General features: G+C 64.2%; 22 protein-coding genes. 14 read left to right on the top strand and 8 right to left on the bottom strand.

The features are described 5' to 3' along the window. Positions 1–113: 113 nt before the first annotated feature. The 6 genes from FJ958_RS14890 to FJ958_RS14915 are packed head-to-tail and all read left to right on the top strand — an operon-like array spanning position 114 to position 6,566. Positions 114–884 (top strand): IclR family transcriptional regulator, encoded by a 771-nt coding sequence (locus tag FJ958_RS14890; RefSeq protein ID WP_140743822.1) that lies wholly within the window; start codon positions 114–116, stop codon positions 882–884. After that, complete coding sequence (locus FJ958_RS14895; RefSeq protein ID WP_140743824.1) at positions 884–2,170, top strand: Tm-1-like ATP-binding domain-containing protein; 1,287 nt, start codon at positions 884–886, stop codon at positions 2,168–2,170. Before FJ958_RS14890 ends, FJ958_RS14895 begins: the two co-directional genes overlap by 1 nt. After that, a complete protein-coding gene (locus FJ958_RS14900) occupies positions 2,167–2,829 on the top strand; it encodes an HAD-IA family hydrolase (RefSeq protein WP_140743826.1) in 663 nt (220 codons plus the stop codon). Before FJ958_RS14895 ends, FJ958_RS14900 begins: the two co-directional genes overlap by 4 nt. 19 nt (positions 2,830–2,848) lie before the next feature. Continuing rightward, positions 2,849–4,198 (top strand): aminotransferase class III-fold pyridoxal phosphate-dependent enzyme, encoded by a 1,350-nt coding sequence (locus tag FJ958_RS14905; protein ID WP_140743828.1) that lies wholly within the window; start codon positions 2,849–2,851, stop codon positions 4,196–4,198. 26 nt (positions 4,199–4,224) lie between these two features. After that, positions 4,225–5,547, top strand: a complete 1,323-nt coding sequence (locus tag FJ958_RS14910) for an aminotransferase class III-fold pyridoxal phosphate-dependent enzyme (protein ID WP_140743830.1) — start codon at positions 4,225–4,227, stop codon at positions 5,545–5,547. Then, positions 5,544–6,566: a phosphotransferase gene (locus tag FJ958_RS14915; RefSeq protein ID WP_140743832.1), complete on the top strand. Its 1,023-nt coding sequence runs from the start codon at positions 5,544–5,546 to the stop codon at positions 6,564–6,566. The genes FJ958_RS14910 and FJ958_RS14915 overlap by 4 nt, the downstream gene beginning before the upstream one ends. A gap of 140 nt (positions 6,567–6,706) precedes the next feature. Here FJ958_RS14915 and hpaH read toward each other — a convergent pair whose 3' ends face one another. The 5 genes from hpaH to FJ958_RS14940 are packed head-to-tail and all read right to left on the bottom strand — an operon-like array spanning position 6,707 to position 11,324. Continuing rightward, a complete protein-coding gene (gene hpaH, locus FJ958_RS14920) occupies positions 6,707–7,507 on the bottom strand; it encodes a 2-oxo-hept-4-ene-1,7-dioate hydratase (RefSeq protein WP_140743834.1) in 801 nt (266 codons plus the stop codon). Further along, positions 7,504–8,379: a fumarylacetoacetate hydrolase family protein gene (locus FJ958_RS14925; RefSeq protein WP_140743836.1), complete on the bottom strand. Its 876-nt coding sequence runs from the start codon at positions 8,377–8,379 to the stop codon at positions 7,504–7,506. Before FJ958_RS14925 ends, hpaH begins: the two co-directional genes overlap by 4 nt. A gap of 31 nt (positions 8,380–8,410) precedes the next feature. Then, entirely contained in the window at positions 8,411–9,391 is a 981-nt protein-coding gene (gene hpaD, locus FJ958_RS14930) for a 3,4-dihydroxyphenylacetate 2,3-dioxygenase (RefSeq protein WP_140743838.1), read from the bottom strand. Between the two features lie 14 nt (positions 9,392–9,405). Further along, positions 9,406–10,923, bottom strand: coding sequence for a 5-carboxymethyl-2-hydroxymuconate semialdehyde dehydrogenase (gene hpaE / locus FJ958_RS14935; protein ID WP_140743840.1), 1,518 nt, complete (start codon positions 10,921–10,923; stop codon positions 9,406–9,408). A gap of 14 nt (positions 10,924–10,937) precedes the next feature. Then, a complete protein-coding gene (locus FJ958_RS14940; RefSeq protein WP_140744093.1) occupies positions 10,938–11,324 on the bottom strand; it encodes a 5-carboxymethyl-2-hydroxymuconate Delta-isomerase in 387 nt (128 codons plus the stop codon). 219 nt (positions 11,325–11,543) lie between these two features. Between FJ958_RS14940 and hpaR the strand changes: the two genes are divergently transcribed. Then, a complete protein-coding gene (hpaR, locus tag FJ958_RS14945) occupies positions 11,544–11,939 on the top strand; it encodes a homoprotocatechuate degradation operon regulator HpaR (protein WP_246679605.1) in 396 nt (131 codons plus the stop codon). Between the two features lie 240 nt (positions 11,940–12,179). Here hpaR and FJ958_RS14955 read toward each other — a convergent pair whose 3' ends face one another. Together FJ958_RS14955 and FJ958_RS14960 are read right to left on the bottom strand one after the other, a co-directional pair. Next, complete coding sequence (locus FJ958_RS14955) at positions 12,180–12,689, bottom strand: flavin reductase (RefSeq protein WP_140743844.1); 510 nt, start codon at positions 12,687–12,689, stop codon at positions 12,180–12,182. A 6-nt stretch (positions 12,690–12,695) separates the two neighbouring features. Further along, complete coding sequence (locus FJ958_RS14960; RefSeq protein WP_140743846.1) at positions 12,696–14,240, bottom strand: 4-hydroxyphenylacetate 3-hydroxylase N-terminal domain-containing protein; 1,545 nt, start codon at positions 14,238–14,240, stop codon at positions 12,696–12,698. Positions 14,241–14,333: 93 nt separating this feature from the next. On the opposite strand from FJ958_RS14960, the gene FJ958_RS14965 reads away from it, so the two are divergent. After that, the gene (locus tag FJ958_RS14965; RefSeq protein WP_140743848.1) at positions 14,334–15,203 is read left to right on the top strand and encodes a helix-turn-helix domain-containing protein; all 870 of its coding nucleotides are present in this window, start codon (positions 14,334–14,336) and stop codon (positions 15,201–15,203) included. A gap of 216 nt (positions 15,204–15,419) precedes the next feature. On the opposite strand, the gene FJ958_RS14970 is transcribed toward FJ958_RS14965, so the two are convergent. Then, on the bottom strand, positions 15,420–16,046 hold the full coding sequence (locus FJ958_RS14970; protein WP_140743850.1) for an FMN-binding negative transcriptional regulator: 627 nt from the start codon (positions 16,044–16,046) through the stop codon (positions 15,420–15,422). A 73-nt stretch (positions 16,047–16,119) separates the two neighbouring features. Between FJ958_RS14970 and FJ958_RS14975 the strand changes: the two genes are divergently transcribed. The 6 genes from FJ958_RS14975 (at position 16,120) to FJ958_RS15000 (ending at position 22,339) form a co-directional block, all read left to right on the top strand. Then, positions 16,120–17,577: a PLP-dependent aminotransferase family protein gene (locus tag FJ958_RS14975; RefSeq protein WP_140743852.1), complete on the top strand. Its 1,458-nt coding sequence runs from the start codon at positions 16,120–16,122 to the stop codon at positions 17,575–17,577. Between the two features lie 147 nt (positions 17,578–17,724). Continuing rightward, the gene (locus FJ958_RS14980; protein WP_140743854.1) at positions 17,725–18,933 is read left to right on the top strand and encodes an ABC transporter substrate-binding protein; all 1,209 of its coding nucleotides are present in this window, start codon (positions 17,725–17,727) and stop codon (positions 18,931–18,933) included. Beyond that, complete coding sequence (locus tag FJ958_RS14985; protein WP_181176400.1) at positions 18,930–19,724, top strand: ABC transporter ATP-binding protein; 795 nt, start codon at positions 18,930–18,932, stop codon at positions 19,722–19,724. The genes FJ958_RS14980 and FJ958_RS14985 overlap by 4 nt, the downstream gene beginning before the upstream one ends. Next, positions 19,717–20,427 (top strand): ABC transporter ATP-binding protein, encoded by a 711-nt coding sequence (locus tag FJ958_RS14990; protein ID WP_140743856.1) that lies wholly within the window; start codon positions 19,717–19,719, stop codon positions 20,425–20,427. The genes FJ958_RS14985 and FJ958_RS14990 overlap by 8 nt, the downstream gene beginning before the upstream one ends. A gap of 7 nt (positions 20,428–20,434) precedes the next feature. Then, on the top strand, positions 20,435–21,322 hold the full coding sequence (locus tag FJ958_RS14995) for a branched-chain amino acid ABC transporter permease (protein ID WP_140613316.1): 888 nt from the start codon (positions 20,435–20,437) through the stop codon (positions 21,320–21,322). 45 nt (positions 21,323–21,367) lie between these two features. Then, entirely contained in the window at positions 21,368–22,339 is a 972-nt protein-coding gene (locus FJ958_RS15000) for a branched-chain amino acid ABC transporter permease (RefSeq protein ID WP_140743858.1), read from the top strand. Positions 22,340–22,477: the final 138 nt, after the last annotated feature.

A 22,477-nucleotide genomic window follows, 5' to 3' on the forward strand; every position in this document is an offset into this window, starting at 1 on the left:
CTGGATGATGGTTCATTATTTGAACCGTTATTTTGAATAGAGACTTGCAAACAAAGCCGCTTCCTGTCAAGTTAATTCACACGTTAAATGATTGCGCGATCTGGGAGGATGCGTTGGGTACGGTCGGCAAGGCGATTTCACTTCTGGAGCTGTTCACCGTGGCCGAGCCCGAGCTCGGGCTGACCGAGCTGGCGCGCCGGGCGGGCTTCGACAAGGCGACGACACGTCGGCTGCTGGTGGTCCTGACCGACAATGGCTTCGTCGAGCAGGACGCCGCCACACGGCACTACAGGCTCGGCGCCGGTCTGTCGCGGCTGGCACGCATCCGCGAGGCCCGCTTTCCTTTCCTGCAGACCGCGGTACCGCTGGTGCGGGATCTGGCCGGCGCGACGGCCGAGACCGTGCATCTGTCGGAATTCGGCACCGACAGGCTGGTCACCGTCCATGTCGAGCATCCGGCCTGGGCAAATCGGGTTAACATCGATATCGGCCAGCTTCTGCCGCTGCATTCGACCGCGTCGGGCATCGCCTATCTGGCCTTTGCCAGGGATGAGACCGTCAAGGCATGCCTGGCGGGCCCGCTCGATGCCTTCACGGCGCACACGCTGGTCGAGCCGGCCGCCATCTCCCGCTCCATGGGTGAGGCGCGCGATCGCGGCTATTCGATCTGCGACCAGGGCCTGGAAGAAGGCGTCATCTCCGTCGCGGCGGCGATCCTGGCGGCGGACGGCTTCGCGCTCGGCACCATTGCGGTGGCGGCGCCGAAGGCAAGAACGACGACGGCCGACATCGCGCAACGAGGACTTGCGGTGATGGCCGCGGCACGGGAGATTTCGATGCGCCTCAATGGCGACAATCTGCAAACGCTGAGGAGGCAGGCCTGATGTCCAAGCAGATCGCGACAGTGCCTCGCATCCTGGTCATCGGCACGGGCGACACCAAAGCCGACGAACTGCTGTTCATGAAGGCATGCATAGAGGCATCGGGCGGCAGCGCCGTGATGATGGATGTCAGCGTGCTGGGCGATCCGCCCTATAGCCCTGACCACGATAAGCATGCCGTGGCGCGGGCCGTCGATGTGACGATAGCCGAGATCGTCGCGAGCGGCGACGAGAACACCGCCATGACGCTGATGGCCGGCGGCGCCGTGCAATTGGTGCGCAGGCTTCACCAGGCCGGAGAGATCGACGCCTTCATCGCCATAGGCGGCTCCATGGGCACCGATCTGGCGCTCGACATCGCGCTCAGCCTGCCGCTTGGCGTGCCGAAATTCGTCGTCTCCACCATCGCCTATTCGCACCTCATCCCACCGGAGCGGGTCGCGCCGGACCTGATGATGATCCTCTGGGCCGGTGGGCTCTACGGCCTCAACACTATCTGCAAGTTGGTTCTGTCGCAGGCCTGCGGCGCCGTGGTCGGCGCTGCGAAAATCGTGCTTGCGTCGCGTGCGTCGGCTCCGGCGCACGGCCCGACAGTCGGCATGACCTCGCTCGGCTCCAGCTGCTTGCGCTACATGAAGACGCTGAAGCCGGCGTTGGAGCGGCGCGGCTATGACGTCGCCGTCTTTCACACCACCGGAATGGGCGGCCGCGCCTTCGAATCGATCGCCGGCCAGGACCACTTCTGCGCCGTCTTCGACTTCAGCCTGCAGGAAATCACCAATCACCTGGCCGGCTCCGTCGTCAGCTCGGGAGTGGACCGGCTGGAGAATGCCGGCGCTCGCGGCATCCCGCAGATCGCGGCGCCGGGCGCGGTGGACATGGTAGACCTGCCGACCTGGCAGGATTTGCCGGCTAAGTTCTCCGAGAGACCGTTTCATGCCCACAACCGGCTGATCGCCTCGGTCACCGTCGACGCGGACGACCGCCGCCAGGTCGCCAGAACCATTGCCGGAAAGCTCGCCATGGCAAAAGGCCGCTCCGCCCTCATCCTGCCATCCCGGGGCATCCAGGAATGGGACGTGCAGGGCGAGCCGCTCTATGAACCGGAAGCCCTTGCCGCCTTCGTCGATGAAATGCGCAAGGCGGTCCCCGCAAGCGTCGAGTTCCACGAGATTGACGCTCATATCAACAGCGACGACTTTGTCGGCAAGGCGCTCGAGATCTTCGACCGCTGGGTCGAGGAAGGCATCATCCCGCGCGGCATGCCGGCCAAGGGAGTGGCCGCGTGAGCGCTCCGTCGGCCCAGGCGCTTGTCCTCGATTTCGGTGGCGTCGTCACCCGGACGCTGTTCGAGACCCATGCCTTGACCGAACAGGCGCTTGGCCTGAAGCCCGGCACGCTGCAATGGCGCGGGCCGTTCGATCCGGACAGCGATCCGCTCTGGCGCTCGATGCAGGCCGACGAGATCAGCGAGCGCGACTACTGGCGCACCCGCACCAGCGAGGTCGGCCGGCTCGTCGGCGAGGACTGGCAGGCCATGGAAACCTTCGTCCGGCGCGCCCGTGGCGCCGAGCCGGAAAAGGTGGTGCGCCCCGAAGCCGACCATGCCATTCGCGCCGTCCATGCGGCGGGATTTCGCCTGGCGATCCTGTCCAACGAGCTCGACCTGTTCTACGGTGCCGACTTTCGCCATCGGCTGCCGCTGCTCGGCCTGTTCGACGTGATCGTCGACGCTACCTATACCGGCATCCTCAAGCCCGACCCGCGCGCCTATGCCTTCGTCACCGAGGCGTTCGGCCTGCCTGCCGGCACTTGCGTCTTCGTCGACGACCAACAGCGCAATGTCGATGGCGGCAGCAAAGCCGGCATGCGCACGGTTCATTTCGACGTTGCCCGGCCGACCCACTCCTATGCCGAAGCCCTTGCCCATTTCGACCTCGTCCCCTGAGACATCTGCGGAGCCTTTCATGCGCGACATCAATTTCCTCACCGAGACGAACGCCAAGCCGATCTGGCATCCGATGGCGCATCCGGCCGAGATGCGGGCAAACCCGCCGAAGGTGATCATGAAGGGCGAGGGCGTGATGGTCACCGATATCGCCGGTAACACCGTGCTCGACGCCGTCGGCGGCCTGTGGAACGTCAATCTCGGCTACACCTGCGATCCGATCAAGAAGGCGATCGCCGACCAGCTCAGCGCACTGCCCTATTATTCCGGCTTTCGCGGCACCTCGACCGGGCCGTCGATCGAGCTCGCCTATGAACTCGCTGATTGGTTCGCGCCGGAGGGCATGGTGCGAACCTTCTTCACCTCGGGCGGCTCGGATTCCGTGGAGACGGCGCTGCGGCTCGCCCGGCAATACTGGAAAATCCGTGGCCAGGGCGACCGCACCAAGTTCCTCGCCTTGAAGAAGGGTTATCACGGCACTCATTTCGGCGGCGCGTCGGTCAATGGCAACGCCAATTTCCGCCGCAACTACGAGCCGCTGCTGCCCGGCGTCTTCCACATCCCCGCCCCCTGGACCTTCCGCAACCCGTTCGACGAAACCGACCCGGCGCGGCTGGCGAAACTGTGCGTCAAGGCGCTGGAGGACGAGATCGCCTTTCAGGGCGGCGATACCATCGCCGCTTTCATCATGGAGCCGGTTCTGGGTGCAGGCGGTGTCATCGTTCCGCATGAAAGCTTCATGCCGCTGGTACGCGAGATCTGCGACCGCCACGAGATCCTGCTGATCGCCGACGAGGTCGTCACCGGCTTCGGCCGCACCGGCGCATGGTCTGGTTCGCGGCTGTCTGGCGTGAAGCCGGATTTCATGACCATCGCCAAAGCGATCACCTCGGGCTATTTCCCGCTTGGCGCTACATTGATCGGTGCCAAGGTCGCCGACGTCTTCGAGACCGACAAGACCAGTTTCGGCGCGATCGGCCATGGTTATACCTATTCCGGCCACCCGGTCGGCTGTGCCGCGGGGTTGGCGGCGCTTGCCGAAACCAAACGGCTGCGCCTGAGCGAGAACGCGGCCGCGCGCGGTCTCGAACTCGCGGCGGTGCTGGAAGGGCTGAAGGCCAAGCATACGATTGTCGGCGATGTCAGGTACAAGGGGCTGATGGCGGCGCTGGAACTGGTCTCCGACCGCGCGACGAAAAAGCCCGCCGACAAGAAGACGATGGGCGTGGTTTCCGAGGCCGCCTACGAAGCCGGCGTCATGCTGCGCGTTTCCGGCAACAACATCATCCTGTCGCCGCCATTGATCATCAGCGCCGCCGATGTGGCAAAGATGGGCGAGGCGATCGACGCCGGCCTGTCGAAGGTCTGAGCACGCAACGGAGGATCAGCAGGAAAATGACTCTCTCGCGGGAAAATCCGGCACACCAAAAGCCGGCTCAGGAAACGCTGGTCGGCAGGCGCTCGCGCCTGCTCGGTGCGAAATCGCAATTGTTCTATGACGAACCCGTGCATCTGGTGCGCGGTGAAGGCGTCTGGCTCCAGGACGCGGCTGGCCGCAAATATCTCGACGCCTACAACAATGTCGCCCATGTCGGCCACTGCCACCCGCATGTGGTCGAGGCTCTGTGCCGGCAGGCAAGCCTGCTCAACACCCACACCCGTTACCTGCACACCGCCATTCTCGACTATGTCGAGCGGCTGACCGCGACCTTCGACGCCAGCCTGTCCACCGCCATCCTGACCTGCACCGGCAGCGAGGCCAACGACATCGCGTTGCGCATGGCGCAGGCGAGTTCCGGTCAGATGGGCGTCATCGCCACCGACGCCACCTATCACGGCAACACCACGGCGGTTTCGCAGCTCTCGACGCGGATGCCGCCGGTCGGCGGCCGTGCCCGCCATGTCAGGCTGGTGCCGGCACCCGACAGCTTTCGCCATCCCGACGCGATGGCCAACGGCAAGGCTTTCGGCGACGCCGTGCGCGAGGCGATCGCTTCGCTGGCAAAGGACGGCATCGGCCTTTCCGGCATGATCCTGTGCCCGCTGCTCGCCAATGAGGGCTTCCCGGCATTGCGCGGTCGATTCTTCGAGGACGCGATATCGGCGGTGCGCGAGGCGGGCGGTCTGGTGATAGCCGATGAGGTGCAACCCGGCTTCGGCCGCACCGGCAGCCATTTCTGGGGCCATCAGCGCGCCGGTTTCGTGCCCGACATCGTCACCATGGGCAAGCCGATGGGCAATGGCCATCCGGTCGCCGCCGTCGTTACCACAACGGAAATCCTGGCGACCTTCCGCGATGCCTTCCGCTACTTCAACACCTTTGGCGGCAACCCCGTTTCCTGTGCGGTGGCCAATGCGGTCCTCGATGTCCTGGAACAGGAGAACCTTGTCGCCAATGCGCGCGATGTCGGCGCCTACGCGCTCGATTTGCTGCGACCGCTGGCCGACCGTCACGAATCCATCGGCGAGGTCAGGGGCGCCGGGCTGTTCTTCGGCGCCGAGCTGGTCCACGACCGCGAGACGCGCGAGCCCGCGCCCGACATCGCCGGGCGCGTCATCAACGCAATGCGCGACCGCGGCGTGCTGATGGGCAAGACCGGCATTCACGGCAATGTGCTCAAGATCCGCCCGCCAATGCCCTTCTCCCGGGAGAATGCCGATATCCTGATTGGCATACTCGACGAGGTGTTGGGCGAAGTCGGCGGAGTGACGGCGTGACCACAGTTTCCACGCGATCCGAGCCCGAGACGGCGGCCGATGTCACGGCGCTTGCCCGGCAGGCGCTCGAACATTGGGGCGTCCGCAACGGTGAACCGGAGCTGCTGAAATACCGCGAGAATGCGGTGTTCCGGGTCTGTTTGCTGGGTGGCCGCCCGGCGGCCATGCGCATCCATCGGCTTGGCTATCACACCGATGCGGCACTGCGCTCGGAACTGCAATGGATGGGCTTCCTGCAATCCGCCGGTGTCGCCACGCCATCACCGGTCGCGACGCTGAGCGGGGAACCCTTCGTGCTGGTAGACACGGCGGCTTCGACGCAGCCCCGTCAAGCCGATTGCCTGAGCTGGCTGGAGGGCCGCCCCGTTGGCGCGCGTGGCGTGCCGCTGGACTACTCACCCGAACAGGCAAAGCGAATTTTCACCGCGATCGGGCGAAACATAGCTCATATGCACACTGTCACCGCCGCCTGGGCACCACCCACCGGCTTTGCCCGCCACGCCTGGGATTTCGACGGGTTTTTTGGCCCGAACCCGATATGGGGACGTTTCGAGACCTCGCCTTTTCTCGATCCCTCCCGCCGCGAGCTGGTTCTGCAAGCGCGGGAAAAGGCGGTGAAAGCGCTCTCGAATCATGAACGCAGCGCCCGTAATTTCGGTCTCATCCACGCCGATCTCGTGCGCGAGAACGTGCTCATCCATGAGGATGCCGTGCGCATCATCGACTTCGACGATTGCGGCTATGGCTGGCACATGTACGACCTTGCAGTCGCCCTCTACCAGAACCGGGACGAGCCGATCTATCCCCTGATCGAGGCCGCTCTCCTCGACGGCTACCGGCAGGAGCGGGACTTGACTCGTGAGGACGTCGCCGCGCTGCCGTTGTTCTCCGCGTTGCGCGCCTTCGCTTTCCTCGGCTGGGTACAGAGCCGCGTCGAGGGCGACATCACCAGGGATGTCGGGCTGCGCATGTCAAACATCGCCGCCGATGTGGTGATTGCCTATCTCCGCTGCGCGTAGCGCGGCGGGTGCGGCAAGGCCTACAGCAATTCCAGGAAAAGTGCGTAGCGGTTTTCCGTCCGGGATTGCGTAAAAACAAAGAGTTAGAGCGAGTCAACGATTCCATCAAACGCTGAATCGCTCTAGCCAGGCTTGGCGTATCAGGCGAAGTGGATGCTGACCGTGCCCGAACCGCCGAAATCGGCGACGATCGTGTCGCCGGGCCGAGCCTCGACGGGACGCACGAAGGAACCCGAGAGAACAACCTCGCCGGCCGCGATCGACATGCCGTAGCGCGCGAGCCGGTCCGCCAGCCAGGCAATACCCATTGCCGGATGGTTGAGCACGCCGGCGCCGAGGCCGGTCTCCTCGACCTCGGCATTGCGCGAAACGATGGCGCCGATCCAGCGCATGTCGGCCTCATCAGGCCGTTGCGGCCGGCCGCCGATGACGATGCCGGCATTGGCGGCGTTGTCGGCGATCGTGTCGAAGAAGGTGCGCGCCTCTTTGGTCTCGGCATTGACACGCTCGATGCGCGTGTCGAGGATTTCCAGTGCCGGCGTGATGTAGTCGGTGGCGTTGAGCACGTCGAAGAGGGTCACATCAGGACCCTTCAGCGGCGCTTTCATGACGAAGGCGATCTCGGCCTCGACGCGCGGCTGGATGAAGCGGCCGGCGGGAACCGTCGCGCCGTCGTTGAAGAACATGTCGTCGAACAGCACGCCCGAATCCGGCGTGTCGATGGCAAGCGCATATTGCATCGCCTTGGAGGTCAGGCCGATCTTCCAGCCCTTCGGCTTCAGACCGGCATCGATCTTGCGCGCCACCAGTGCGGCCTGGACGCGATAGGCATCCTCCATCGTCGCCTCGGGAAAATCGAGGCTGAGCAGGCGGATCTGGCGGCGCGAACGCTCGGCCTCGAACAGCCGCGCCGCGGCATCTTCCACCTGGCTTGGGGTCATGCTGTTGCCTCGTCGACGACGCCGTTCCTGAGCACGCCGACACCGTCGGCCTCCACTTCGATCACATCGCCCGGCTTCAGCCAGATCGGCGGCTCGAAGCGGGCGCCGGCGCCGGTCGGCGTTCCGGTGACGATGATATCGCCAGGCACCAGCGTGGTGAAGGTCGAGATGTAGTTGATGATCTTGCGGAACGGAAAGATCATCCGGCTCGTACGGTCCTGCTGGCGCACCTCGCCATTGACGCGGGTGGTCAGCGCGATGTCGGCGATCTGCGCCTCGTCCGTGAACGGCACCAGCCACGGGCCGATCGATCCGGTGCGGTCGAAATTCTTGCCTTGCGTGACGTTGAACTTGGCGTGCCGCACCCAGTCGCGGATGGTGCCCTCGTTGCAAAGCGACAGCGCCGCGATGTGATCGAGCGCGTCGGCTTGCGTGATGCGTCGCCCGCTTTTGCCGATGACGATGACGACCTCGCCCTCATAGTCGAGCTGCGGCGATTCCGGTGGCCGCACCAGCGGCGCGCCGTGGCCGACGAAGGACCTGGCAAAGCGGATGAACAGCGACGGATTGGCGGGTGCCGCCTGGCCGTCCTTGTATTCCTCGTTGCGGTCGGGATAGTTGACGCCGACGCAGATGATCTTTTCCGGCGACGGTACCGGGATTTCATATGCGATGGCGTCGAGCGGGAAATCGACCGCGATGGCCTCGGCCTCTTCCGCCAGCCGCCGCAAGGCGCCGGCCTCGATCACTTCGCGCAATGTCGGCCATTGGCTGTACCGGGAAGACAGGTCGACGGCGCCCTTGCCGGTGATCGCGCCGTAACGCGTCCTGCCGCCGGCGGTGAAGGTGGCGAGGCGCCCATGCGCAGTCATCGAGGTCTCCTCGTCAGATCCATACCCATGATCACGGCGCGATGATCGGCGAAGCCGTCAGGTCCGGCTGGCGCACCGCCGCGCCGGCAAAGCTGCTGCCTTCCTCGAACCAGCTTTTCGGCGCCGGCGCGCCCCACAGCGTCTGCCGCTGCGGGTCCTTCAAATCCCATTTGATCGGCTCGAGGTCGGGATCGACCGTCTGGTAATCCGAACAGTAGATCTCGATGCGATGGTTGTCCGGATCGCGCACGTAGAGGAAGAAGGCGTTGGAAATGCCGTGCCGGCCGGGGCCGCGTTCGATGTTCGGCAGATAGCCAGTCGTCGCCATCAGGTCGAGCAGGTCGATGATGTTGAGCGGCGTCGGCACCCAGAAGGCGACGTGGTGCAGGCGCGGCCCGACGCCGTTGGTGAAGGCGATGTCGTGCACGCCGCCCTTGCGGTGGGTCCAGGCCGCCCACAGTTTTCCGCTGCCGGCGTCCTCGGTGTATTCGGTGACGCGAAAGCCCAGCTCGTTGTAGAAGGCGACGGACTCGTCGACATTGGGCGAGAAGCAGTTGAAATGGTCGATGCGCAGCGGCTTCACGCCCTTGTAGAGCGCGTATTTCTGGTGGATCGGCGCCAGCCGCTCCATCTGGGCATAGAATTCCAGCGGGATGCCGTGCGGGTCGCGCGTGCGGAAGGTGCGCGACTGGTAGGGCCGCTCGACCCATTCCACCGGCAGGCCTCTGCCCTTGAAGAAGTGCTCGGCCCTGTCGAGGTCCTCTTCGGAAAACACCTTGAAGCCGAGGTCGCGCGCTTCCGGCGTGGTCGTCTTCTTCAGCACGATGCAGTGATGGCCGCGCTCCTCCATGGCACGCAGGTAGATGGCGCCCGATGTCTCGTCGGTGACCTGCAGGCCAAGCGTGTCGACATAGAAGGCGCGGGATCTGGCAAGGTCGGTCACCGCCAGCTCGACATGGCTGAGGCGCACGATGTTGAAGGCGGGATAGAGGTTGGGTTTGGGCAAGGGCATCCGATGTCCTCCGGTCAGCCGCCGAGTTTCTGGATCGCGTGCGCTGACGTGGCGAAGGCGATGTTCTTGGTCTCCATGTAGAAATCGAAGGAATGGTCGCCGCCGTCGCGGCCGATGCCGGAGTTCTTGACGCCGCCGAACGGCGTCGGCAAATGGCGCACATTCTCCGAATTGACCCAGATCATGCCGGCCTCCAGCGCATCGGTGAAACGGAAGGCGCGGGTCACGTCGGAGGTCCAGAGATAGCCGGTCAGCCCATATTGCGTGTCGTTGGCCAGCGCCAGCGCTTCGGCCTCGTCCTTGAAGGCAATGGCGGTCAAAACCGGCCCGAATATCTCTTCCTGGGCAATGCGCATCCTGTTGGTGGCGCCGATGAACAGCGTCGGGCTGACATAGCAGCCGCCGCCCGGCCCGGCGAACTTGCCGCCGCCGGCGGCGACCACAGCACCCTCCGATTTGCCGATCTCGATATAGGACAGCACCTTTTCCTCATGCACCGGATGGATCAGCGGCCCGACCACGGTCTTGGGGTCGAGCGGATGGCCGATCCTGATGCGCTTTGCCTTCTCCGCCACCAGATCGGTGAACTGGTCGTAGATCGAGGCTTCCACCAGAAGCCGCGACGACGAGGTGCAGCGTTCGCCGTTGAGCGAGTAGATCATGAATACCGCCGCATCCGCGGCGCGCTCGAGGTCGGCATCGGCGAAGACGATCACCGGGTTCTTGCCGCCGAGCTCGAAGTGGACACGCTTCAGCGTGTCGGCGCCCTGGCGCAGGATCATCGAGCCGGTGCGGCTTTCGCCGACGAAGCCGATCGCCTTGATGTCGGGATGCTCGGTCAGTGCCTTGCCGGCGTGCTCGCCAAGGCCGTTGACCAGGTTCCAGACACCTCTCGGCAGGCCGGCCTCCTCGGCGATCTCGACCAGCAGCCGCGCCGTCAGCGGCGAGAATTCAGCCGGCTTATGAACCACCGTGCAGCCGGCCGCCAGCGCTGGAGCGATCTTCCAGGTCGACAGCATGAACGGCGTATTCCACGGCGTGATGATACCGACCGGCCCGATCGGCACCCGCGTCGTCAGGTTGATCTGGCCGGGTGTGCGCAAGGTTTCGCCGTCGCGCGCTTCGGGCGCGCGGTCGGCGAAGAAGCGGAAGTTCTCCGCCCCGCGCAGGGCGGCCTTGGCCATGAACTTCAGCGCCTGGCCGGTGTCCATGCATTCGACGAAGGCGATCTCCTCGGCGCGCGCCTCGATTGCGTCGGCTATCCTGTGCAGCAGCCTCTTGCGCGCTTCGCCTGATATGGCGGCCCAGGCCGGGAACGCCGCCTTCGCCGCCTTCGCGGCACGGTCGATGTCCGCGGCACCGCCGCGCGCGACCTTGGCGAGCGGCTTGAGATCGACAGGCGACAGCGTCTCGAAGGTCGAGCCGTCGGCGGCCGGCACCGCTTCGCCGCCGATCTGGTTCAGCACGCCATCGCTCTTGAAACGGGCGAGATAGGCTTCGGCCTTTTTCAGATTGCCTTCGAGGTCTAACATGTCCAGTTTTTCCGTCACTTGCCGCGTAGTCGCGGGTGGATTGCGTTCTTCTTCCAGCTCAGCACCGGATCGATTTCCCGGATCTCCAGCGACAAAGCGAAATGCGGGGTCTCGAACAGTTTGCCAAGGTATCCGCTCACTGCCGCGAACACGGCTTCGCCTGTCCGTTTCTTGTCTTCGCCGCTGCGGCCGGTGCCGATGCGAAACGACATGTCGAGAAAGGCGTTTTCCGGCAGGCTGTCGGCAATGGCGTAGGCGGTGGCCCGAAAGGCCCGGACCCGCACCGCGCCAGTTTCGAAAAGCCCGGTGTCCAGCACCGTGCGCAACACCAGCGCGCACAATTCGTCCATGTCGACCTTGGCATCGAGATTAGCCGAATACTCGATGGAGAAGTGAGGCACCGCGTCCCGTTCCCTGGGTTGTTGCATTGTTGTACTTAACGCGTTAATTACATGCGGTGCCGCCGAAGTCAAGTCTTGCATCGGGCTTGGCACGACGATACGGGATGACGGTGACGGGCTGTGCGGGCCAGCGCTGCTGGGCAAAGCTGGCCGCCGATCGCGAGCCAGCGCTGGAGAGAATTTCACTTGCTGCCGGAAAACACGCGTCGTTCCCTGCCGATGGCACTGCTTCATGCCCGCGAAGCGGTGATGGCGCGGTTTCGCCCCATGCTCGCCGCGCATGACGTGACCGAACAGCAATGGCGCGTGCTGCGCGTGCTGAGCGAGGCAGGCCCGGTCGAGGCGACGGAGCTCGCCGACCGGGCCTCGGTGCTGCCGCCCAGCCTGACCCGCATCATCAAGGCGCTCGAAGGCCGGAAATTCATCACCCGCAACAAGGCGGAAGGCGACGGCCGCCGCGTCATCCTGGCCATCGCCCCCGCCGGCTCGGCCCTGATCGAAGCCCTGTCGCCCGAACGCCGCGTCATCTACGACGACATCGAAAAACGGTTCGGGCACGAGCGGCTGGAACAGCTGCTCGACCTGCTGGAAAACCTGATCGACGGCGAGAGCTGAACACCGGCCTCTTCGAGATGTTGGCGGGACAGCACCCCCCTCTGGCCTGCCGGCCATCTCCCCCGCAAGGGGAGAGATCGGACGTCGCGAAGGCTTTCGCCAATTTTCAGCGTTGCAGAAGAGGCACAGCAGCGGAACTGCCAATCTCCCCCCTTGCGGGGAGATGTCCGGCAGGACAGAGGGGGTGGGAAGAAACTCGACAGAGGGTTCTGAATCGCCCCAGCCTTCGACAGCGGTTGTTCACCCCCCAAAACTCCCCAGCCGCGTCGGCTGCGTGTAGTTGCGGTCGACATAGAGCAGCGCCGAGCCGCCGCTGCCGTGGCGCACGTCGATGACGCGGCCGATCATGACGTTGTGCGTGCCGACGACATGCACATCCTCGATCTCGCAGTCGAAATTGACGATGGCGTCCGACAGCGCCGGCGTGCCCGACGTCAGCGTCTGCCAGCGCGCCGCCGAATAGCGCGCCTCCATGTCCTTGGTCGCGCCGGCGAACTTTCCCGCCAGATGCATGTGGTCATGCGTCAGCACGTTGACGCAGAAGCGCCGGTTGGCAAGGAACATGGCGGCCTGCGTCGAGCGTCCGTTCATGCATACCAGGAGCGTCGGCGGCTCATCCGAGACGCTGCACATGGCGGTGGCGGTGAAGCCGCCACGTCCGGCCGGCCCGTCGGTGGTGACGATGTTGACCGGCGCGCAGACCCTTGCCATCGCGTCGCGGAAATCGGTCTTCGAAATCTGCGCGGCCATCGCGGTTCATCCAGCCGTCGAAGCCAGCGGCGGGAGCCAGGTGTCGCCTGTCCAGCCATTCTCGTCATAATCGGCCATGCAGGTATCGACCAACTCCTCCATCGCCTTCAGCCGCCCGCCGCGCTCGGCGCCCTTCAACACTTGCAGCCGCACCTCTTCCGGCGCGCCGGCATAGTTGAGTTCGTAGAGCGCGTGCCGGCCGCCGAACTCGGTGCCGGTCGCGTCCCACAACAGCTTCATGACCTTGATGCGCTCGACATGGCCCATGTCGTTGGAGCCGCGCACATATTGAGCGAGGTATTTGTCGATCTCGGGGTTGTTGAAGTCACGCACCGACGACGGCAGGTAGATCAGGCCGGAGGCGATCACCCGGCGCACCGTGTCGATGACGCGCGGATAGGCTTCCGACATGAAGGTGCGGTAGGCCAATGCTGCTTCCAGATTGGGCAGCACGGCGCCGTTCGCCCACGGGATGGGGTTATAGGCCATGGCGTTGGAAAAGCTCCAGAACATGTGCCTGAGCGCGATCACCTCGCCAAGTGCCGCCTGGTTGCCGCGAAAGGCATCGCCGCCAGTGGCGCGCAACGCCTTGGCCAGCAGGCCGGCAAGGAAATCGAGCTTGACGGCGAAGCGAGTGCAGCCCTGGAAGCAATAGCCATGCATGAAGCCGGATGCCGGATGGAAGGACAGGATCTTCTGCGCGTCGCGCAGCACCAGCACGTCCTCCCAGGGGATGAAGACATTGTCGAGCACCAGGATCGCGTCGTTCTCGTCGAAGCGCGACGACAGCGGATAGTCGAAGGGCGCGGCCACGGAATTGGCCGTCTGCTCGTAGGAGACGCGGCAGAACATCTTTATCCCCGGCGCGTTCATCGGCACGATGAACATCACCGACAGCGACGGATCCTCGGTGACCGTCGCCGAACTCTGCGCCAGGAAATTGTAATGCGTCAGGGCCGAGGACGTCGCCACCACCTTGGCGCCGGAAACGAAAATGCCGGCATCCGTCTCCTTGGTGATGTGGACGAAGACGTCCTTCACCTGTTCGGCCGGCTTGTGGCGGTCGATGGGCGGGTTGACGATGGCGTGGTTCATGAACAGCACGGCTTCCTGGGCACGCTTGTGCCAGGACAACGCGTTCTCCTTGAACGGCCCGTACCACTCGGCGTTGGCGCCGAGCGTGTTCATCAGCGCCGCCTTGTAGTCTGGCGTGCGGCCCATCCAGCCATAGGACATGCGCGACCATTCGGCGATCGCCGTCTGCTGGGCGGCGAGTTCGCCGGAAGATTTGGCGACGCGGAAATATTTGTGGGTGTAGCCGCCCGAGCCGGTGTCTGTGGCCGAGGTCAGCGTATCCCGCCGCTTGGCGTCATGCAGCGCATCGTAGAGCCGTGCCAGCGACCGCGCCGAATTGCGCATCGCCGGATGGGCGGTGACGTCGGCGATGCGTTCGCCGTTGATATAGACCTCGCGGCCGTCGCGCAGGCTCTCCAGATACTCGGCCCCGGTGAACGGGCGCGCTTTGTCGGCACGAAAATCTTCTGACCGCATGATGCTCCTCCACTTGATATTGCAACCCTAGCGCCTTGGGCGTCGATCGGTTATGGACGGAACGGCAAAACCGATTGGACTTTTCCCGGCGCCATGGTCCAGAACTCCATTCCTGATTTCTTCGTCTATGGCGAGCCGGCGCGGCCGCTCGACGTCGGTTTCCTGCATGTCGAGACGGTGCTTGCGCGCGGCAGCATTCATCTCGGTCAGGTCGCGGCGCACAGACATCCGCAGATGGGTCAGATCACCTACTGGACCAGTGGCTCCGGCACCTACCGCATCGAGGATCAGTCCTGGGACTTTTCGGCGCCAGCCGTCAGCTTCGTGCCGAGCAATGTCGTGCATGGCTTCTCGATCGGGCCTGGCACCGACGCCATCGTCGTCTCGGTCGCCGACGATGCGCTCGCCGCACTTGCCGGTCAAAGCCTGCTGCCGCTGGACCGGCCTGTCTTTGCCGACGGTCTGCCGCAGCATGCCGCATGGCGAAGACTGGCGGCGGTGCTGGAGATGATCGCCGCCGAATACGCCGAAGCCCAGGCCGGCAATGACAAGACGTTGCCGGCGCTGATCGCCGTCGCGCTCTGCCACATCGCGCGCCTCGCGCCGGCGACAATCGCCGCTCCACCGTCTTCCGATATGTCGCTGGCCTTCGGCCTGCGCCGGCTTGTCGATGCGCATTTCCGCGACAACTGGCCGGTCGACCGCTACATTGAGGCGCTCGCCACGACACCGCATCTCCTCGACAAGGCCAGCCGCGCTGTGCTGGGCACCGGCGTCAAACGGTTCGTCGGCGAGCGGCGGCTGTTGGAAGCCAAGCGGCTGCTGCTGTTCACCGTGCGTACGGTCGAGGACATCGCCTACGAGATCGGCTTCGACGATCCGGCTTATTTCTCACGCTTCTTTCGTGAACGGACGGGCGAGGCGCCCGCCGCCTGGCGCCGGAGGCAGTTGGAAGCGCACTGATCCCGCGCTGGCTGGCGGATGCTGGCGCGCGGCCCGCATCCTGTTTCCGGCTAGCGTGCGGCGAGAAGCCAAGCCCGCGCGCCGCGTTCCTGCCGCGAACGATCAGCACCGGCTCCGCCTTCGATACCTCCGCCTATGCCTCAACGAAAGCGATGACCGGCGTGCGGTGTAGCGGCCGCGACCAGCCGCCACTGAGCGATGAGGGAAATTACCGCTTCACGAGATCGGGATGAGCTCCGAAACGATGTGGTCGGTTGCCCGGCTGCTTGCGGCAAGCCCCTCTTTCACGCCCCTGCGGTCGGCCTCCGGTCGATTTTGGCTCATCTTGCGTTTTCCCTGCAGGGAAGCAATCGGCATGCGGATACCGACGATGCCGCGCAGTTGGGCGTTGATATAGGCTTCCGGCGCGTCGGTCGGCGCCCACGGTGCCCGGCGGCCGCTTTCATGAAGGGCGGTGAGCCGGGTTACGACATCGCGCAGCCGCTCGGTATCGCTAAAGAACTCGACTGGTCCGCTGGCTTGGACAGCCGAGTAGTTCCAGGTGGGGACGACCTTTCCATGTTCGGCCTTGGATGCGTACCAGGACGGCGTCACATAAGCGTCCGGGCCCATGAAAACGGCCAGTGCGTGACCGATGACGGCAGCTTGCCACTGGGGGTTCGCCCGCGCCAGATGCGCATAGAGAACGCCCCTTTCTCCCTCCTTCTCGTCAAGAAACATCGGCAGCGGAGTGGCCATGGGGCCGTCGGACGTCGCTGTGATGAAGCTTGCTAGGCGACATTGCCGCATCATGTCGTAAATCTCGGCCGGGTCGGCCACTGTGAAGGCGGTTGGGGTGTACATTTACGGTCCTTGATTTGAACGCATCATTCCACTCAACTGGTCCAAAATATGCAGCCAGTTCGGGAGAGTTTCATTGGGCCACTTTGAACGGCGACCGCGCGGAACGGGCGTTACCCGCCGCATCTATCTTTCCCTGCGGGAGCAAATCGAATCCGGCATCTACAAGGCCGGAGCGAAGCTTCCGTCCAGCCGCTCGCTGGCCGAGGAGCTCGGCGTGTCGAGGACGACGGTAACCGCGGCTTTCGATCAACTGATTTCAGAAGGCTATGTCCAGGTCCGGCAGGGGTCGAAAGCCACCGTGGCCTCCACCGGACGTCCCTCCCGCATCAGTCAACCTCAGCTGGAGCCGAAGGCAACCCCTAAGCTTTCCGATTACGCAAGACGTGTCATGGCGTTGCCTTCGCACACCAGTGCCGGGCAGGCGCCACTGAAACACGACTTCCGCTATGGCGATATCGCATCGGCGGATTTTCCAAAACTCCTGTGGCGGAGAGCCTTGAACACAGCCATTCTGACCTATCGCGAACGCCTGGCTTATGAGCATCCCGCGGGCAATCCCCGCCTTCGCCAGGCCTTGGAAGGCTACCTCTGGCGAGCGCGCGGCATAAGGTGCGAGGCGGCGCGGATCATCATCGTCAGCGGGTCCCAGCAGGCTCTGGACCTGTGTGCGAGAGTGCTCGTCAATCCGGGAGACAGCGTCGTCGTCGAGGACCCATGCTACGCGATGGCTCGAAACGTCATGCTTGCCATAGGCGCCAAGCCCGTCGAGCTTGCTTGCGACAACGATGGAATGGATACCGCGCGGCTTCCCGATCCAGGCCGGATCGCGCTTGCCTACGTGACCCCAAGCCATCAGTTTCCGCTGGGAGGTGTTCTGTCGGTTGGCCGCCGCCAGGCCTTGATCGAATGGGCAAGCCTGGGGAACGCCTACGTCATCGAGGACGACTATGATGGCGAGTACCGCTATGACGTCAGCCCGATCCCGCCTCTGTATCTGTCAGGCCGGGATAAGGTCATCTATGTCGGCACGGTGTCCAAGACGCTGTCTCCGACACTTCGGCTGGGATACATGGTCGTTCCCGGTCCGCTGGTCGAACCCCTCATCCTGGGCAAACAAATTGCCGACCGCCACAGTTCGAGCTTCGAGCAGGACGCTCTGGCGACCATGATCGAGACAGGCGCGTATGAGCGCCATGTGCGCAGGATGAGGAGACGCAATGCCGAAAGGCGAACCGCTTTCCTGAACGCGATGCGGGAAGCATTCGGCGGCGAGATCGAAATCGTCGGAACATCGGCGGGCCTTCATGTCGTGGTCTGGTTCAACAGCCTGCGGTCCGACGAGGAGGAGCTTTTCGCCGAAGCGGCCCGGAAAAATGACGTCGGGATTTATCCGGTCTCGCGGCTGTTCGCGGCCAAGGGCGACCCGCGTGCCGGCTTCATTTTCGGATACGCCTCGATGGCGGTCGAGGCGATCGACAAGGGGGTGGCCAAACTGTTCGATGTTTTCCAGTCGAAGGCATTCCACGCATGAGGAAGCGAGAAAGGCTTGCGGCCGATCGAAAATGAAATCCGCAACGGCCCCTTGCCGTTCATCCCCATTTTCCTCATGTTCAGAGTGCTTGCAGATGATCGATCGTTGGGGGGCGGCCGGATGCATCGTAATGGGAGGAAGTAGACTATGAAGGCCTGCTATTTCGTTTCCGCCGCGCTTCTTGCCGCGGCCTCAATTCCCGCCTCGGCCGCCGAAATTTCCGATGGCAAGGTCAAGATCGGCATCCTCAACGACCAGTCCGGCGTCTATGCCGATTTCGGCGGCAAATGGTCGGTCGAAGCGGCCAAGATGGCGGTCGAGGATTTCGGCGGCAAGGTCCAGGGAGCGCCGATCGAGATCATCAGCGCCGATCACCAGAACAAGCCGGATATCGCCTCCAATATCGCACGGCAGTGGTACGACACCGAACAGGTCGACGCCATCATGGAGCTGACGACCTCTTCGGTCGCGCTCGCCGTCCAGGGGATTTCCAAGGAAAAGAAGAAGATCGACATCGTTACCGGTGCCGCGACCACGGACCTGACCGGCAAGCAGTGCTCGCCCTACGGTTTCCACTGGGCCTATGACACCCACTCGCAAGCGGTGGGAACCGGCGGCTCGCTGGTGCAGCAGGGCGGCGACAGCTGGTTCTTCCTCACCGTCGACTATGCGTTCGGCTATTCGCTGAAGGAGCAGACCGCCAAGTTCGTCGAAAGCCACGGCGGCAAGGTGCTGGGCGAGGTGCGTTATCCCCTGGGCTCGACCGACTATTCATCCTTCCTGCTGCAGGCGCAATCGTCCGGCGCCAAGGTCATCGGGCTGGCCAATGCCGGCCTGGACACCTCCAATTCCATCAAGCAGGCGGCCGAATTCGGCATCGTCCAGGGCGGCCAGCGTCTTGCAGCGCTTCTGTTCACGCTGGCTGAGGTGCATGGGCTGGGCCTGCAGGCGGCGCAAGGCGTCGTGCTGACCGAGGGCTTCTACTGGGATCGCGACGACAAGAGCCGCGAATTCGCGCAGCGCTTTTTCAAGCGCACAAACCGCATGCCGAACATGATCCAGGCCGGGACCTATTCGGCGGTGACACAATACCTGAAGGCGATCGACAAGGCCGGCACCGACGAGACCGAGGCCGTCGCCAAGCAATTGCATTCGATGCCGGTGAACGACGTCTTTACCGCCAACGGCAAGGTCCAGGCCGACGGCAACATGGTGCACGACATGTATCTCTACCAGGTCAAGTCGCCCAGCGAGAGCACCAAGGATTGGGACTATTACAAATATCTCGCCACCATTCCCGGCAATGAAGCCTTCCTGAGCGAGAAGGAAAGCGGCTGCCCGACGGCGGCCCAGTGACCGGCGCGGCCACGGTGCCGCCCGACCTGACCACGGATGAGCCGCGGGTGGTGTTGTCCGCCCGCGGGCTGCGACGCGACTTCGCCGGCTTCGTCGCCGTCAGGAATGTCGACCTCGATGTCCGCCACCGCAACATCCATGCCTTGATCGGACCGAACGGCGCCGGCAAGACGACCGTTTTCAACTTGCTCACCAAGTTCCTGGCGCCGACCAGCGGCAGGATCGAACTGCTCGGCCACGACATCACCCGCACGCCGCCGGCGAAAGTCGCGCGGATGGGGCTGGTGCGCTCGTTCCAGATATCGGCGATCTTTCCGCACCTCAGCGTGCTCGACAATGTGCGCGTCGCGCTGCAGCGGCCGGGCGGGCTTGGCGTCCAGTTCTGGCGTTCCCTGGCGGCGCTCGACCGGCTGACGCCGCGCGCGGTCGAACTGCTGCGTTCCGTCGGTCTCGACGATGCCAGGAACAGGCTGGCCGGCGATCTTTCCTATGGCAGGAAACGCGTGCTCGAAATCGCCACCACCCTGGCGCTCGACCCGAAAGTGCTGCTTCTGGACGAGCCGATGGCCGGCATGGGGCATGAGGACGTCGCCACGGTTTCCGCCATCATCCGTTCGGTGGCGAGCGAGCGTGCCATCCTGATGGTCGAGCACAATCTGACTGTCGTGGCCGATCTCTGCGACTGGATAACGGTCATGCAGCGCGGCGAGGTGCTGGCGGCCGGCGACTATGCCACGGTCAGCCGCGACGAACGCGTGCGGGTCGCCTATATGGGCACCGCCGATGACTAGCGCCGCGCCCCTGCTCGCGGTCCGCGGCCTTAACGCCTGGTATGGCGAGAGCCACGCGCTTCACGGCGTCGATCTCGAGGTGTTCCGCGGCGAAACGGTCACACTGCTGGGCCGCAACGGCGTCGGCAAGACGACGACGCTGCGCGCCATCATGGGCTTGATCCGCCGGCGGACTGGCCAGGTCGTGTTCGACGGCGCGGACCTGATGCGGCTGCCGCTGCACCGCACCGCCCATCAAGGGATCGGCTTCGTGCCGGAGGAGCGCGGCATTTTCGCGACACTGACCGTGGACGAGAACCTGACGCTGCCGCCGGTCGTCGCCGAGGGCGGCATGAGCGTCGAGGAGATATTCGATCTCTTTCCCAATCTGAAGGAACGGCGCAACACGTCCGGCACCAGGCTGTCGGGCGGCGAACAGCAGATGCTGGCGATAGCGCGCATGCTGCGGACCGGCGTCAAGATGCTGCTTCTCGACGAGCCCACCGAAGGCCTCGCTCCCGTGATCGTGCAGCGCATCGGCGAGCTGCTGGTGACGATGAAAAGCCGGGGCATGACGATCCTGCTGGTCGAGCAGAATTTCCGCTTCGCCAGCCGTGTCGCCGACCGTTTCTACCTGATGGAGCACGGCAAGGTCGTGGCCGGCTTTCCGGTCGGCGAACTGGCCGGCCGCATGACGCTGCTCCACGAAATTCTGGGTGTATGATGGCGCCATGACGATGATCTTCGGTATCCCCGTCCAGGCGTTCCTCGGCCAGTTGCTGGTCGGACTGATCAACGGCTCGTTCTACGCCATGCTGAGCCTCGGCCTTGCCGTCATTTTCGGCCTGCTGCGCGTCATCAATTTCGCCCATGGCGCCCAGTACATGCTCGGCGCCTTCATCGGCTATCTGCTGCTCACGCGTCTCGGCATTGGCTATTGGCCCGCGCTCGTCCTTGCGCCGTTGATCGTCGGCCTGTTCGGCATCGTGGTCGAGCGCCTGGCGCTGTCGCGGCTTTACGACACCGATCCGCTCTACGGCCTGCTCTTCACCTTCGGTCTCGCGCTCGTGATCGAGGGCATCTTCCGCTACTATTACGGCGTGTCGGGAAATCCCTACGCCGTGCCGCCGCTGCTTTCGGGAGGCACCAATCTCGGCTTCATGTTCCTGCCCAACTATCGCGGCTGGGTCGTGGTCGCCTCGCTGATCGTCTGTTTCGGAACCTGGGCGCTGATCGAGAAGACCAGGCTCGGCTCCTATCTGCGCGCCGCGACCGAAAATCCCCGCCTCGTCCAGGCCTTCGGCGTCAACGTGCCGTTGCTGCTGACCCTTACCTACGGCCTCGGTTCGGCCCTTGCCGGGCTGGCCGGGATCCTGGCGGCGCCGATCTATCAGGTGAGTCCGCTGATGGGGTCGGATCTCATCATCGTCGTCTTCGCGGTCGTCGTGGTCGGCGGCATGGGGTCGATCCTCGGCGCGATCGTCACCGGCTACATGCTCGGCCTAGCCGAAGGCCTGACCAAGGTCTTCTATCCCGAAGCCTCCAACCTGGTGGTCTTCATCATCATGGCCATCGTGCTCCTGGTGCGGCCGGCCGGCCTGTTCGGAAGGGACGCCTGACATGGCGGAAGGGACACGCCTGACCTGTCGGAAGGGACGCCTGACATGGCCGACCTGACACTTCGCGAAACGGCCGCCAGAACCCCGGCATGGCTTGAATGGACACTGATCGGGCTCGGCATCCTGGCGCTGCTGGCAGCACCCTTCTTCGTCTATCCGATCTTCCTGATGAAGATGCTGTGTTTCGCGCTGTTTGCCTGCGCGTTCAATCTCCTGCTCGGCTATACCGGCCTCCTGTCCTTCGGCCACGCCACCTTCTTCGGCGGCGCCGCCTACTTCACCGCGCATGCGGTCAAGGTGTGGGGCTGGCCGCCGGAAGCGGGCATCCTGCTCGGTACTGCGGGCGCGGCCCTGCTCGGCCTCGTCATGGGCTTCTTCGCCATCCGCCGGCAAGGCATCTATTTTGCCATGATCACGCTGGCGCTGTCGCAGATGTTCTTCTTCTTCTGCGTGCAGGCGCCGTTCACCCGGGGCGAGGACGGCATTCAGGGCGTGCCGCGCGGCACGCTGCTTGGTTTTCTCGACCTGAACGTTTCGTTGAACATCTACTATTTCGTGCTGGCGGTGTTCCTGATCGGTGTCTTCGCCATCTGGCGCATCGTCAATTCGCCCTTCGGCATGATCCTGCGCTCGATCCGCGAAAACGAGAATCGCGCCATTTCGCTGGGCTATTCCGTGGCCAACTACAAGCTCGCCGCCTTCGTCATGTCGGCGGCGCTGGCGGGGCTGGCCGGCGCGGTCAAGGCGATCGTCTTCCAGTTCGCCACGCTCACCGACGTCACCTGGCAGATGTCGGGCGAAGTGATCCTGATGACGCTTCTGGGCGGCATTGGCACGATGGTCGGCCCGATCATCGGCGCCAGCCTCGTCGTCGGCCTGGAAAACACGCTAGCCACCTCCGGTTTCCCGGTCACCATCGCCACCGGGCTGATCTTCATGGTCTGCGTGCTGGTGTTTCGGCGCGGCATTGTCGGGGAGGTTTATGCGCGGGTAGTGAAGCGGGCGGGGAAGGGGTGATCGGCTCCAGATCGACTGGATGCGATTGATCGGATCGCACGCGCTTCGCCCGGTGTAGGAAACGTCTTGATCGGGGCCGGAAGCAGTAGGTCCGCTTGTGGTGCAGGGAAGAATGATGGCGGGCGCTAAATCTCAGGA

Origin of the sequence: Mesorhizobium sp. B2-3-5 (assembly GCF_006442395.1) — a bacterium.
Lineage (GTDB): Bacteria > Pseudomonadota > Alphaproteobacteria > Rhizobiales > Rhizobiaceae > Mesorhizobium.